General features: G+C 69.3%; 11 protein-coding genes. 6 read left to right on the top strand and 5 right to left on the bottom strand.

Features of this window, described 5'->3' with window-relative positions:
• Positions 1 to 349 precede the first annotated feature (349 nt).
• A complete protein-coding gene (locus tag POL67_RS30085) occupies positions 350 to 2,590 on the bottom strand; it encodes a prolyl oligopeptidase family serine peptidase (RefSeq protein WP_271923325.1) in 2,241 nt (746 codons plus the stop codon).
• A gap of 74 nt (positions 2,591 to 2,664) precedes the next feature.
• On the opposite strand from POL67_RS30085, the gene POL67_RS30080 reads away from it, so the two are divergent.
• Together POL67_RS30080 and POL67_RS30075 are read left to right on the top strand one after the other, a co-directional pair.
• On the top strand, positions 2,665 to 3,363 hold the full coding sequence (locus tag POL67_RS30080; RefSeq protein ID WP_271923323.1) for a glutathione S-transferase N-terminal domain-containing protein: 699 nt from the start codon (positions 2,665 to 2,667) through the stop codon (positions 3,361 to 3,363).
• A 166-nt stretch (positions 3,364 to 3,529) separates the two neighbouring features.
• Entirely contained in the window at positions 3,530 to 5,011 is a 1,482-nt protein-coding gene (locus POL67_RS30075) for a hypothetical protein (protein ID WP_271923321.1), read from the top strand.
• 3 nt (positions 5,012 to 5,014) lie between these two features.
• Here POL67_RS30075 and POL67_RS30070 read toward each other — a convergent pair whose 3' ends face one another.
• Positions 5,015 to 5,686 carry a phosphoribosylanthranilate isomerase gene (locus tag POL67_RS30070; RefSeq protein ID WP_271923319.1) on the bottom strand — a complete coding sequence of 224 codons (672 nt, stop codon included), beginning with the start codon at positions 5,684 to 5,686 and terminating at the stop codon, positions 5,015 to 5,017.
• 237 nt (positions 5,687 to 5,923) lie between these two features.
• Here POL67_RS30070 and POL67_RS30065 point away from each other — a divergent pair, with 237 nt between their 5' ends.
• On the top strand, positions 5,924 to 6,871 hold the full coding sequence (locus POL67_RS30065) for a M15 family metallopeptidase (protein ID WP_271923317.1): 948 nt from the start codon (positions 5,924 to 5,926) through the stop codon (positions 6,869 to 6,871).
• Between the two features lie 69 nt (positions 6,872 to 6,940).
• Here the strand turns inward: POL67_RS30065 and POL67_RS30060 are convergent, their stop codons facing one another.
• Positions 6,941 to 7,726, bottom strand: a complete 786-nt coding sequence (locus POL67_RS30060; RefSeq protein ID WP_271923316.1) for a hypothetical protein — start codon at positions 7,724 to 7,726, stop codon at positions 6,941 to 6,943.
• A gap of 383 nt (positions 7,727 to 8,109) precedes the next feature.
• Here POL67_RS30060 and POL67_RS30055 point away from each other — a divergent pair, with 383 nt between their 5' ends.
• Positions 8,110 to 8,781: a hypothetical protein gene (locus POL67_RS30055; protein WP_271923314.1), complete on the top strand. Its 672-nt coding sequence runs from the start codon at positions 8,110 to 8,112 to the stop codon at positions 8,779 to 8,781.
• A gap of 199 nt (positions 8,782 to 8,980) precedes the next feature.
• Positions 8,981 to 10,219, top strand: a complete 1,239-nt coding sequence (locus POL67_RS30050) for a M48 family metalloprotease (RefSeq protein ID WP_271923311.1) — start codon at positions 8,981 to 8,983, stop codon at positions 10,217 to 10,219.
• A 6-nt stretch (positions 10,220 to 10,225) separates the two neighbouring features.
• Here the strand turns inward: POL67_RS30050 and POL67_RS30045 are convergent, their stop codons facing one another.
• Both POL67_RS30045 and POL67_RS30040 read right to left on the bottom strand, forming a co-directional pair.
• Positions 10,226 to 11,368, bottom strand: coding sequence for a S8 family serine peptidase (locus POL67_RS30045; RefSeq protein WP_271923309.1), 1,143 nt, complete (start codon positions 11,366 to 11,368; stop codon positions 10,226 to 10,228).
• Positions 11,368 to 12,522 (bottom strand): Stp1/IreP family PP2C-type Ser/Thr phosphatase, encoded by a 1,155-nt coding sequence (locus POL67_RS30040; protein ID WP_271923306.1) that lies wholly within the window; start codon positions 12,520 to 12,522, stop codon positions 11,368 to 11,370. The genes POL67_RS30045 and POL67_RS30040 overlap by 1 nt, the downstream gene beginning before the upstream one ends.
• Before the next feature lie 184 nt (positions 12,523 to 12,706).
• On the opposite strand from POL67_RS30040, the gene POL67_RS30035 reads away from it, so the two are divergent.
• On the top strand, positions 12,707 to 13,459 hold the full coding sequence (locus POL67_RS30035; RefSeq protein WP_271923304.1) for a hypothetical protein: 753 nt from the start codon (positions 12,707 to 12,709) through the stop codon (positions 13,457 to 13,459).
• The last annotated feature ends 27 nt before the right edge of the window (positions 13,460 to 13,486 follow it).

The following is a 13,486-nucleotide window of genomic DNA, read 5'->3' as shown; positions in this document are numbered from 1 at the left end:
CCGGAACTGCACACACCTCGCCGTCGAGCCCCCCGCCCTGGTCCGACCCCGTCGCCTGCTTCGCGGCCGAGCCCCCCGCCCTGGTCGGACCCCGTCGCCTGCCTGGTCGGCGAGACCCCCGCCCTGGTCCGACCCCGTCGCCTGCCTGGTCGGCGAGACCCCCGCCCTCATCCGACCCCGTCGCCTGCCTCGTCGGCGAGACCCCGGCCCTAATCCGACCCCGTCCGGGCGTGGTCGACGAGACCCCCGCCCATATCGGACCCCGTCGGGGGTCTCGTCGACCACGCACTCGGGTGAACTTACGTTGTACCGAGATGTAGGTGCAGAACCCCCGTCCCGCAGGGAACCGTCAGCCCGGCGGCGTCATCCCGAGCTGCCAGAAGAGGAACGAATACACGTCCGTCGCCTCCTCGATCCGCTTGGAAATCGGCTTCCCCGCGCCGTGCCCGGCCTTCCCCTCGACGCGCAACAAAATCGGCTTGTCCCCGCCCGCCTCCGCCTGGAGCAATGCCGCCATCTTCCGCGCGTGCAGCGGATCCACGCGGCTGTCGCCCTCCGCCGTCGCGAAGAGCACGGCGGGGTAGGGCGTCCCCTGCTTCACGTTGTGATAAGGCGAATACGCTCGCAGCCACTCGAATTGCGCCGCGTCCTCGGCCGAGCCGTACTCGGGGATCCAGAGCTTGGCGATCAAGAACTTGTGGTAGCGAATCATGTCGAGCAACGGCACCGCGCACACCGCCGCGCGGAAGAGATCCGGCCGCTGCGTGATCGCCGCCCCGACGAGCAATCCCCCGTTCGAGCCGCCCATCACCGCGAGCCGATCCGACGAGGTCACCCGATCGGCCACCAGCTCCTCGGCGACCGCATACAGATCGTCGAACACGTTTTGCTTCGACCCGAGCATCCCCGCGCGGTGCCACGCCTCGCCGTATTCGCCGCCGCCGCGCAGGTTCGCCACCGCCACCACGCCGCCCTGCTCCAGCATCACGTAGCGCGAGCCCGCGAACGCCGGCATCTGCGCGATGTTGAACCCGCCATACCCCGTGAGCACCGCCGGCGCCTTGCCGTCCCGGGCCACGCCCTTCTTGTGCACGAGGAAGTACGGCACCATCGTCCCGTCCTTCGAACGCGCCTTCTCCTGCGTCACCACGAACTCGGACGCGTCCACGGGCGGCTTGATCTCGGCCCAGGTGCCGAGTTTTTCCGTCGTCAGATCAAAACGCAGCACCGCGCTCGGCACCGCGAACGAGGTGAAGCCGAGGAACGCCTCGTGCCCGTCCCACTCGCCACTCGCGCCGCCCGTCGTGCCGATCGTCGGGAGCGTGATCTCGCCCTTCGGCTCGCCCGCCGCCGAGAAGCGCTTCACCACCGAGTGCGCGTCGACGATGTACGTCGCGAAGATCTGCCCGCCGATCGAGGTCACGGCCTGCAGCACGTCCTTCGTCGCCGGCAGGATCTTCTGCCAGTGCTCGCGCGCAGGTTTCTTCGGGTCGACACGATAAAGCTCGTACGTCGGCGCGCCGTCGTTCGTCCGGACGAGGAGGAAGTCGTCGTACACGTCGACGTCGTAGATCGCGTTCTCCTTCGGCACCGCGATCGGCACGAACGGGGCTTTCGGCCCGGCCGTTCGATCGAGCAGGTACGCCTCGACCCGGCTCCAGCCCATGTGCACGCTCGCCACGAGCCAGCGGCCGTTCGGCGAGATCACGACGCTCGGCGAGTCCGTCATCGCGCGGCCCTCGCCGAAGACGAGCGGGTCCTTCTCCCACGAGCGCCCGATCTGGTGGAGGTAGACCTTGCGGTGGTAATGCTCTTCGCCCGCGGGCACGTCGCCCTTCTTCGGGTAACGCGTGTAATAAAACGACTTCCCGTCGGGCAGCCACGCGACGGAGGCGTACCGCGCGCGCGGGATCACCTCGGTCTCGGGCAGGTCCTTGCCGGTCTCCACGTCCATCACGTAGAGCGTGCTTTGCTCGTCGCCGCCCGAGGAAAGGCCGTACGCGAGCTTCTTGCCGTCCTGCGACGGCACCCAGAAATCGAGCGAGACGAGCCCGTCCGAGCCCCGCGTGTTCGGGTCGACGAGCTTGCGATCCGCGCCGTCCACGCCGTCGCGCACGTAGAGGACCGGCTGATCCTCGGACGGCGCCTGGCGCGTCGAGAAATAACGGCCTTTGCCTTTCTTCGAGCCATACACGGCGGGCGTGCCGACGGACCCGATCCGCAAGAGCGACTCGATGCGGCGCGTGAGCGCAGCGCGGCCCGGCAGCGAGGACAAGGCCTTCGCCGTGCGCTCGTTCTGCGCGGCTTGCCAGTCCTTCACCTCGTCGCTGTCGCCGTCTTCGAGCCAGCGGTAGGGGTCGTGGACCTCCTTGCCGTGCAGCGTCTCGACGACGTCCTCGCGCCGCGTGGGCACGTCCGGCGCGCGGGGCGCAGGCGCGGGCGCGGCGGTGGCGCTCGGGGCGGGCGCGAGCGCGCCTTCGGGCTGGTTCGGGTGGGGGGCGGCGGGCGGAGGGGGGTTTCCAGAACAGGCCATGGACACGAGCAGGGAGGGCAGGAGCAGAAGGGTCTTCGGTCGATTTCCGGAGCGCACGGCGCCCGCAGCTTGGACCGCGCATGCGCCCTCGGCACTTCAATTCTGCCCCGGAATCACGTAACCAGGAGTCCATGAATCGAACCCTCGACGTCGTGACCTCGCTCGCCGCCACGCTGGCGCGCCTCGGCGGGGGCTTGCGTTCCGGACACCTCGGCGAGCGTCCGGACAAATTGCTCGAGCTCTACGAGTTCGAAGGCTGTCCGTACTGCCGCAAGGTGCGCGAAGGCCTCAGCATCCTCGACCTCGAGGCGATGATCTACCCGTGCCCGCGCGGCGGAAGCCGTTTCCGCCCGATCGTCAAGGAGCGCGGCGGCAAGCACCAGTTCCCGTTCCTCGTCGACCCGAACACGGGCGTCGCGATGTACGAGTCGAACGACATCCTCGCGTATCTCTTCCGCGTCTACGGCGACGGCGAGGTGCCGATCTCCCTGCGCCTCGGCCCGCTCACGGACGCGACGGCGATGCTGGCGTCAGCCTGGCGCCCGGGGTTCGGCGGTTTCGCGCGCCCCTCGCGCGCGCCCGAAAAGCCGCTCGAGCTCTGGAGCTTCGAGGCCTCGCCGTTCTGCCGCATCACGCGGGAAGTGCTCTCCACGCTGGAGATCCCGTACCGGCTGCACAACGTGGCGAAGGGCAGCCCGAGCCGTCAGGCCTTCCTCGCGCGGTCGGGCAAGATGCAGGTGCCCTTCCTCCACGACCCGAACACGGGCGTGGACATGTTCGAGTCGGCCGACATCGTGGACTACCTGCGGAGGACGTACGAAATCCAGTGACGACGCCGAGGTTCCGGCCCGCGCGACGGCCCCCTCCATCGCGCCCGAGCCGGGCCCGAGGCCTTCGAAGGAGCCCAAAGAGCGGAAGGAGCCGAGGGAGTCCAAGGCGCCCGCGGAGCCGCAGGCGAAGGAGGCCCCGATCGGGCCGAAGTCGACGCTCTACCTCGTGGTCTCGTACCGCCACCCGGACGGGCTCGACGGCACGTTCGACCTGGAGGCCTACGAGAAGAAGCTCCTCGCGCGGGGCGACTTCAAGCCGAGGAAGATCGACGATCCGGCGCTCTTGCCGCACCTCAACATCCACGTGCGCGACGGGCGGCTTTTGCGCGCCTACGAGCCCACGGGCAAGCTCGCGAACCTCTTCGATCCACGCGCGACGTGGATCTTCGAGCGCGCGCCGAAGAAGGCAAAACCCGAGGCCGAGGCGGGCAAGCAGGACGCGGACAAACCCGACGCCGCCGCGCCCGCGTCGAAGGAGGCACGCAAGGACAAGAACGGCGGGATGCCGTGCAAGATCACCACGCCGCCACGGCTCTTCGTGATCGAGACGGGCTACGTGTTCGTCGTGGTCGGCATCAAGCCGACGTCGCCCACGTTGACGGCGTTCCAGGACCTCTACGCGGCCGTGGTGCGCCGCGGCATGACGCACCTCCTGCCGGAGAGCATGCCGCGCAAGAAGGCAGGCAAAGAGGGCGAGATGAAGCCGCATCCGCTCGTCGCGATGGGCGAGGAGGCCGCGCTCGAGGACACGACGATCCGGCACTGGCTGAAGCTCTTCATCCCCGATGTGATGCTCGACGCGCCGATCGGGAGCTGGCCGAACCCGATGAGCGTGAACGTGATCTACACGGAGGGCCTGCCCGACGCGCCGTCCCGGCATCGGCTGCGGCTCGCGCACGGCAGCGATCAGCCGATCGACCCGTCCGCGGCCGACTGCCGCATCGAGGGGCACCCGGCGATGTGGGAGCCCTCGGCGCGCGAGCTCTGCGTGTTCTCGCCCGTCGGCGTGACGTGGATGATCTGGCCGATCGACGCGAAGGGCCTGCTCTCGCAGTTCGAGTCCACGATGCTCGATCGGTACATCTACAAATGGGTGCTCATCGAGCACGAGCGGCTCTTCTTGCTGGAGCTCTCGTCGGCCTGCGCGAGCATGTCGAACCGCCCCGACGGCCGCATCTTCGGGCGCTTGCGGCTCGCGCTCCTGCAGTACACGGCGAAGTTCAGCTTCGGCCACATCAGCTCGGAGGAGCGGCACGACCGGTTCTACTGCGGGCTGCGGAGCGCGCTCGACGTGGGCGGTCTCTTCGAGGAGGTGAAGGGCGAGATCACCGAGATCGACGAGTACCTCTCGGACAAACGCGCCGATCTCTTGAACCAGGTGCTCGCGTTCTTGACCCTCGTCCTCACGCCGGTCGGGCTCGTGATCGGGATCTTCGAGCGGGAGACGCTCCCCTCGTTCGATTTCGCGTGGCGGGATCTCGTCGGAAACGAGGCGTGGGCGACGTGGAGCAAGCTCCTGTTCCACGTGCCCTTGTGGCTGACCGTGCTCTCGGCCGTCGTCGGCTTCGTCCTGTTCACGCGCCTGCTCGGCATGAACACGGTGCGCGGGCTCGTGCGGCGGATCAAGAATCCGGGCGCCGACGACTGACGCTCAGCCGGCGCGCAGGGCCGCGAAGAAGCCTTCGAGCTTGGCCGGGTCGAGCTTGCCGTCGGTGCGCACGCCGTTGCAGAGGTCCACGCCGAAGGGCCGCACGGTGCGGATCGCGGTCGCGAGGTTGTCCGATCGGAGGCCGCCCGCGAGGTAGACCGGCAGCCGCACGCGCTCGCAGAGCCGCGCGCTGATCTGCCAATCGTGCGTGCGCCCCGTGCCGCCGAGCTCCTTGACGGGCAGGTTCGGGTTGCCCGAGTCGAGCAGGACCGCGTCGACCTTGCCTTCGAGGCCGATCGCCTCGTCGATGGCCTCGTCGCCCATCACGTGCACGGCCTGCACGATGCCGATGCCGGGCATCGCCGCGCGAAGCTCCTCGTACGTGCCCGAGACCAGCCGATCGAGGATCTGCACGACGCTCGTGCGGCAGCGCTTCTGCTGCTCGATGATGGCGCCGGCGTCCTGGTGGCTCGTGAGGAGGAAGGTGGCGACGCCGGGCGGGACGCGGGTCGCGATGGCCGTGATCTGCTCCTCGGTGATGGCGCCCGGCCCGCTCGGGACGGGACCGACGAGGCCGAGGGCGGAGGCGCCCGCGCGAATGGCCATCCACGCCTCTTCCTCGGAGGCGATGCAGCAAATCTTTACGCGCGGGAACGGCAAGGGGAGGGGGAGCATCGCGAGATGGCGAGCCTTTCAGGCCCGCCGGCCCACCTCTACGCGGAAGCTCCGCCGGTGTGAAGTTTTTTTCGAACGCCGCCAAGGTGCGCGCGATTGCGTCGGCGCGGGCGGGAATGTGGATCCTTTTTCCACCTGGTACATCGTCGATCCACCTCATTGCCGCGTCCATTCGAGGCGATGGGACGAGAAAAGGCCTCGCGTGCGTCCGGCACGCCTCATGCTGGAGAGGCTGGCATGAACGCTCGCCCGACCCAATTCCGTGTTCTTGCCCTCGCCGCTGCCCTTGTCGCCACGCCCGTGTTTGCGGGCTGCATTGCCGAAGCTCCTCCCGAGGAGCTCGGCGCGGAGGCCGATGGGGCGGAATCCCCCGAGCCGACCGATACCGCGGACGAGGCCGTGGCCGGCAGCACCGTCGCGCAGGCGGCGGCGTCGAGCTGCTCGACCTCGAGCGTGAAGGGGCTCTCGCTCCAGATCATCGCCGAGGCGCGGTGCCTGAACCCCGACGCGTACGTGCCGATCACGAAGACGTCGAACGTGACGTTCGGCAGCGCGACGTTCGCGTATCTGGAGAAGCCCGCGGCCGATAAGCTCGTGGCGGCGCTCAATGCGAACCCGAGCAAGTCGATGACGATCAACTCGGCGCTCCGGACCGTGGCGCAGCAATACATGCTGTACAACTGGTACCAGACGGGCCGCTGCAGCATCAGCCTCGCCGCGAAGCCCGGCGCGAGCAATCACGAGACGGGCCTCGCGCTCGACGTGAGCGAATACAGCGCGTGGAAGACCATTCTGACGAACAAGGGCTTCAAGTGGCTCGGGTCGAGCGACGCGGTGCATTTCGATTACGCGGGCGCGGGCGCGGTGAGCTACAAGGGCCTCGACGTGAAGGCCTTCCAGCGATTGTGGAACCGCAACAACCCGGCCGATACGATCTCGGTCGACGGCGCGTGGGGCCCGCAGACGGAGGCGCGCATGAAGAAGTCGCCCGCGGCCGGCTTCGCGAAGGGCGCGACGTGCGGCTCGGCCATCATGTACGACGGGAAGGACGGCGAGATCGAGGGCGCGGCCGAGGCCTTCTCGCGTGACCCGAACGATCCGGAGTTCTTCGTGCCGCTGCCGATCGACGCGGTCGAGGCGCAGCCGGAGCTCGAGCACGAGGCCTGCTCGGACCACGCGCACTGATTCACGGGGAAGGCGAGAACGAAAAGGGCGCGGGGACGAATCCCTCGCGCCCTTTTTCATTTCAATGCATCAGCGCGGGATCTGGAGATCCGAGCCGCTCGCCGGAGGCGGAGGCGGAGGCGCAGGCGGCAGTTGGCTCTGCTGCCCGGTGCCATTGCCACCGGTGCCGGTCTTGGGCGGCTTGTCGTTGGGGCAATCATCCTTCGGCGGCGGAGGCGGCGGAGGCGCCTGCACCGGAGGCTCCTGCACGGGCGGCGCCTGCACGGGAGGCTCTTGCACCGGAGGCTCTTGCACCGGGGGCTCCTGCACCGGGGGCTCCACCACGACCGGCGGCGGCTCGACCGGCGGCGGCGGAGGCTCCACCACCACCACCGGCGGGGGCTCGACCGGCGGCGGAGGCGGCGGGGGCTCGATCGGCGGCGGCGGCGGCAGCGGCACGATCGGCTCGCAGACCTCGACGCAAGCCGCGCTGTACGGCGAGACCGCACAATCGAGGCAGCGCTGGCCGCCCGCGCAGGACAGGTCGCTGATGCATTGGTCGCCCGCGAGGCAATATCCGAGGCACTCGTCGAGCCCCGCATCGCAGCCGTCCGCGGGAAACACGCACGCGAACGGGCAGTCCCTGTCGTAGATGCAGCGGCCCGGCGGAAGCTCGGAGGCGCAATGGAACCCCCGACACCCCCCCCGGGGCGGACCAGGCACGTCGCCAATGGGCGTCCCCCCCCAGGCCTCGCCCACCTCATCACTCGTGCTGCGCACCGTGCCCTCGTCGGCCGGATCGTTTGCATCGCAGCCAACGCCCATCGCCGCCAAGCTGCCAAAGATCACCCAAATCACGTTCCATCGCTTCGTCATGATGGACCTCCCCCAATTCCCTGCTCACAGCGGACGGCGCCGTCCGACGAGCGCACACCTCGCCCCTCGGCGCCGGCACCGTCCGCCGCTCACGGTTTCGTTCCACCCTCAGACCGTGCGCGCCTGCGGGCGACGCCTCGGTGAGGAATGATGAGGACCAGTGTAGCTGGAGGTGGGATATGGGCAAGGCGAGGAGAGGGTAGGCGCATGCGAACGAGGTGATTCGCGGGAGACATCCTTTTCGGAAGCGGAGCATTGCGCGAGGAACGGCGCACGACCGTCCCTGGACGTTGCGGTTCGACCCTCACATTGCAAGTCCGCCCATACCGACTGGAAAGCAAGGGCGGTGTGGACATTACCCCAGCGGTTGATATTCATCAGAAATGCGCATCACCGCATGCACCGTAGGTCTCTTCTTCCTCCTCCTCACCTGCGCCGCTCCGGCCTGCACCGAGAGCGCAGGAGATTCCCCCTCATCCACCTCGACCGGGGCCTCCAGCGGGGGCGGCGGCGAGGGGGGCGCCGCCGGCGGGGGCGCGGGCGGCGGCAGTGCGTCGTCGTCCTCCTCGGGCGGGCAAGGGGGAGCCGGGGGCCCGAAGTCCTGCGACGGCACGTACGCGACGTGGTGCGGCAACAACGTGTATTGTGATGCCCCGGAGGGCACCTGTCCGGGCGGCGGCGTGCTCGGAACCTGCACGCCGAGGCCCAAGGATTGCGCCGGTGCGTCGATGGCGATCACGTGCGGCTGCAACGGCCAGGTCTACATCAACGCGTGTGAGGTGTACCGGTCGGGCGTCGACGTGGGCTCGCAGGACGGCTGTCAGGCGCCCGCGGATCCCTTCGCATGCGGTCCGGTCCTCTGCGAGAACGGAACCGAGTATTGCGAGCGCATCAATTTTTCTCACCGGTGCAAGCCGCTCCCTGCGGCCTGCCAGTCGCCGGACGCGATGTGCGGATGCCTGGACGATGTGCTCTGCGGGGCCGCGCCAGGGCTGCCGGAATGCATGAAGGACGCGAACGGCCACTTCTTCGTCACGTGCATCGTCACAGAGTGAACGAGGCGCTTCCGCGCTCCCTCGTGAGGCTCGCCCGGGGCCGTCGCGCGGCCCACGCCTTGCGCCGGTTGCGGGGGCTCTCGACCCCGGACGCGTTCGCCTCCCCGATCGGACCCCCCGAGCCCCCTTCGATCGGTTGCAAACGTGCCTCCTTTGGCTCGTTTGGCTCGATGTCCGTCCATGGGTTATGCTCGTCCGTATGCCTTCGTTCGCGTCGCGACCCCGCGGCCCCCTTCCGATCCTGACGCTCTGCGCCTCGGCGCTTGCCCTGTCCTCGGCGCTCGTCGCAGGTTGCCAGCGCGAATCCCGGCAGCCGACCTACGGCCAGGCGCAGCCCCCGGCAGGGCAGTACCCGCCGCAGCAAGGCTACCCGCAGCAAGGCTACCCGCAGCAAGGCTACCCGCAGCAAGGTTACCCGCAGCAGGGCTACCCGCAGCAGGGCTATCCCCAGCAAGGGTATCCCCAGCAGCCGCCGCAGACGACGCCGCAGCAACCCGCGCCCCAGCCCACCACGAGCCCATTCCCCGGTTTTCCCTGGCCGTTCCCCACGACCGGGACGCCGACGACGGGCACGCCGACGACGGGCACGCCGACGACCGGCGGGATCCCGACCACGCCGCTGAACGATCCGATCAACCTCGGCGACATCAACTGGCTGCGCAGCCAGGCCGGCGTCGTGATGGGCGAGCTCATCGCCGCGTTGCCCGCGAACAAGCAGTCCATCGTCCGCGACATCCCCTTCGTCGCCGATCCCACGCCCGGCGAGGTGAACGCGTTCGCCGCGTGTGACGATCAGGGGCTGCCGCTCATGGCCATCACCGACGGCCTGCTCGAGATCGAGGCGTACATCGCGCAGTACAAGGCGAACGACGAGATCTTCGGCACGCGCAAGCTCGACGAGTACCTCCGATTGCTCGCACAGAAGGGCGCCATGGTGAAGCCGCCCGTGGGCTTCGTGGATCCCGTGCAGCAGATCGACGCGCGCAAGGTGCAGCGCCAGCACCAGCTCTTCGACGAGCAGGTCGGCTTCGTGCTCGGCCACGAGCTCGGTCACCATCACCTCGGGCACCTCGGCTGCACAGCGAACCAGGGCGGCAGCCGCGGCGTGAACCCCGCCGATCTCGGCAGGCTGCTCTCGCGCACGCTCCCCGCGTTCAACCAGCCGAACGAGATCGCCGCCGACGTCGCCGGGACGAACAACCTCCTCTCCGCGGGCGCGCGTCGCCAGAACGGCTACCGCATGACCGAGGGCGGCGCGGTGCTCACGCTGCAGTTCTTCGCGAACCTCGATCAGCTCACGCCCGCGACGATCGTCTTCAACTTCGAGCGCACGCACCCGCACCCGATGGTGCGCCTGCCGATCGTGCAGCAGACGGCGAACTCGTGGCGCATGACGGGCGGCGCGCCGAACCCGTTTGGGGGTCTCTTCGGTCAGTAACGAGCGCTAGCCCGCGCGCATGCCGCGCGCCGCTTCCACCGCGGCGCGCGGCTGCACCACACCCCAGCCCTGCCGTTCGAGCGCGATCCCCGGCGTGCCGCGCGCCGTCGTCATGAGGATACGCCGCACCTGGTGCGGGCGCAGCGCGGGGTTCGCTTCGAGCATCTGCGCGACCACGCTCGCCACGATCGGCGCCGCGAAGCTCGTGCCGTCGACGTGTTTGTAGTGGCCCGAGAGGACCTTCCGATCGCGGAGCTTCGCCGCGACGATCTGGCGCACGAGGTACGGCTCGCGGCGGCCCGCGATCGCGTCGAGATCGGCGTCCGCGCCCGCGTGCGCGGCGAGCCGATCGAAGAGCTTGTCGTCCGAGGCTTCGTCGAGCCGCTTGAGGAGCCGCGCCTCGGCCGCCGTGGTCGTGCCGGGGAGGATCGGCGCCGCGACCCACATCGCCGGCGCGATGAGCTCGGGCTTCTGCAAGCCGTCGATGGTGAGCCCGTACGACGAGTGATAGTGCTGGGATCGCTGCCCCGCGCCGCCGTCGTCGAGCCCGCCGACCGCGATCACGCTCGGCGCGCTGGCCGGCGGCAGGACCTGGTGATCGGCGAGGTGCCCCGCGTTGCCGGCCGCCGCGACGACGACGATGCCTTGTCGTGAGGCTTCGTCGGCCGCGCGCGAGAGCGGATCGGTGAGGAACGATTCTTCGTAGTCGCCGCCGCACGAGATGTTGAGGACGCGGATGCCGTAACGCTCGCGGTTCGCGAGGACCCAGTCGAGGCCACGCCGGATGTCGTCGTGCACGATGCGGTGCGCGGAGCCGACCTTCACGAGCACGACGTTCGCTTCCCAGGCGAGGCCGCGGAACTGCCCCGCCGAGAGCGCGCCGTTCCCCGCGGCGACGACGCTCGTCATCATGCCGTGCCACGACGAGACGTCCGAGCGCTCGAGCGCTTCGAGCCCCGCGCGCGGCGCGAAGAGGTCGTGGTAGGCGGCGATGCGATTGTACGGCGTCGTAAGATCGGGGTGCGCGTAAAAGCCCGAGTCGAGGAACGCGATCGTGACGCCGCGCCCCGCGTACTGCGTGTCTGCGTCGAGGCGCTCGGCGATCGGCAGGACGCGCGTGCGTGTGCTCGAGGGGCCGCTCTCGGGCATCACTCGCTTTCGATCTTCGTGCCGCACTCGGTGCAGAAGGTGTTGCCGACGTAGAGCTCGTGATCGCAGCGCCTGCAGCGCGCCACGCGGATCTCGTCGATCGAGCGGGGGCCGTCCGTCTCGACGTCGCCGCCGGCCGCGAGCATGGCGAGATCGTCCGGGGTCATCACCTCGCGCAGCCCATGGAGGTCGGTCCCGACGACCACCTCGTCGATGGGATCGCCGGGCGGCGGGCGGTACGAGCGCATGTCCTGGATGTCGCGGTACCGCTGCGAGAACGGGATCGACGCGGCGACCTCCTCGACGGCGAGCTCCGGCGCGTCGACCTCCGTCGCGGAGATATGCGCCTCCGAGGGCGGCAGCGTGTCGTCGGCGCGGACGAGCAGCGCCGAGATGTTGTCGACGCCGCCCGCCTCGTTCGCCATCGCGATGAGCAGCTCGCAGGCCTCCGACAGATCCCCCGTCAGGTCAAAGACCTCGAGGATCTGATCGTTGGAGATCATACCACTTAGACCATCCGAGCAGAGCAGGAACATGTCGCCCGGCTCGATCTTCACGGTCTGCACGTCGACCTTCACCACGTCCTTCATGCCGAGCGCGCGGGTGATCACGTTCTTCGGCAAGCGCGCGAGCTCCTCCTCGGTGAGATCGGGCTTGAGCGCGAGCGCGTCGTTGATGAGCGAGTGGTCGCGCGTGAGCTGCTCGATCCCGCCGTCGCGCATGCGGTAGCAGCGGCTGTCGCCGACGTGCGCGATGTGCAGGCTCTCGCCGCCGTCGAAGTGGATCGCGACGATCGTCGAGCCCATGCCGCGGTGCTCTTTGTGCGTCGACGAGATCTCGTAGACGTCGCGGTTGGCCTTGCGTACGGCCTGCACGAGTCGCTCGGCGTGGCGCGGCAGATCGACCTCGTCGTTCGGCGTGGCCAAGGGGAGATCCCCTTGCAACGTCGCCTCGAAGAAGTTCTGCATCGACGTCGCGGTGAGGGCGCTCGCGACGTGCCCCGTGGAATGTCCGCCCATGCCGTCGGCCACCACGAAGAGGTCGAGGCTCTGCGCCACGAGCACGTTGTCTTCGTTGTGCCTGCGCTGGCGGCCTACGTCGGTCATGCCCGCGGCCACGAGGCGAAGGGCGTGGCGCGGCTGAGTCTTGGACATGCGACACGCGATTATAGCGGCCGATCCCTGGTCCTCGGCTAGTTCCTCGTGTCGTCTCCCGCGGGGGGGCCCTCCGTCCCCCCCTCCGTCGTGGGCGCGCTCATACGCGGCGGTCGAACAAGGTTCCCGAGGGCCGTGCGCTTTGCGCTTTGCGCGCGGGCCGTGGTCGTTCTAGAGCCCTGCCGTGACGTTCCCCCGCTCCTTTCGCGCGTTCGTCGCCGCCGCGCTCGTCGTGGCCCCCTTGCCCGCCCTCGCGCAGACGCCCGATCCGGCCCGGGAAGAGCCCGCCGAGGTCGAAGAGCCGCCGGAGCCGGGGGCCGGGACGCCGAGGGCCTACGCGCCCGACTGGCGCAAAGGGGCCTTCCTCCTGTCCGTGGGGGGCAGCTACGTCGTGCCCCTCGGCAGCATCGCCTCGGGCGTCACGGCGAGCGACCTCGTGTCCGGCGGGCCCGGGGTCTCGGTCGGGCTCGGCTTCGGCCTGAGCCGGCACGTGTCCTTCGAGCTCGATGGGAACTACGGCATGCTCGGCGGCGGCGAGGCCTGCACGGGGTGCTCGGGCAGCACCCTCGGCGTGGGGATGCGCCTCGTCTACCACCTCGCGCAGGGCATCGCCTTTGATCCCTGGGCGAGTTACGGCGTGGGCTTCCGTACCTCGCTCGTCGAAGCGCCCGAGACCGGCGCGGCCCCGGAATTCGGCATCGGCCGCTCGCAGGGCATCGATTTCGCGCGCATCACGCTCGGCGGCACGTTCTACCCGCATCCGGTCTTCGGCTTCGGGCCGTTTCTGGAAGGGACGGTCGGCTCGTACCGGCTGCGCCCGGATCCGGGGACGTCGCCGAGCGTCTACGGGTTTTTCCAGGTGGGCCTGCGCGTGACGTTCGACCCGCTCCGCGGCGGAAAGGTGCGCACGCCGGCGACGGTCGCCGCGGCCTTCTGAGCCGAGCGCGACGTTTTTACGCAACCA

The sequence above is a fragment of the Polyangium mundeleinium genome (assembly GCF_028369105.1).
GTDB lineage: Bacteria > Myxococcota_A > Polyangia > Polyangiales > Polyangiaceae > Polyangium > Polyangium mundeleinium.
The sequence above is the reverse complement of the archived record's forward strand: the minus strand, read 5'-3'. Positions and strand labels throughout refer to the sequence as shown.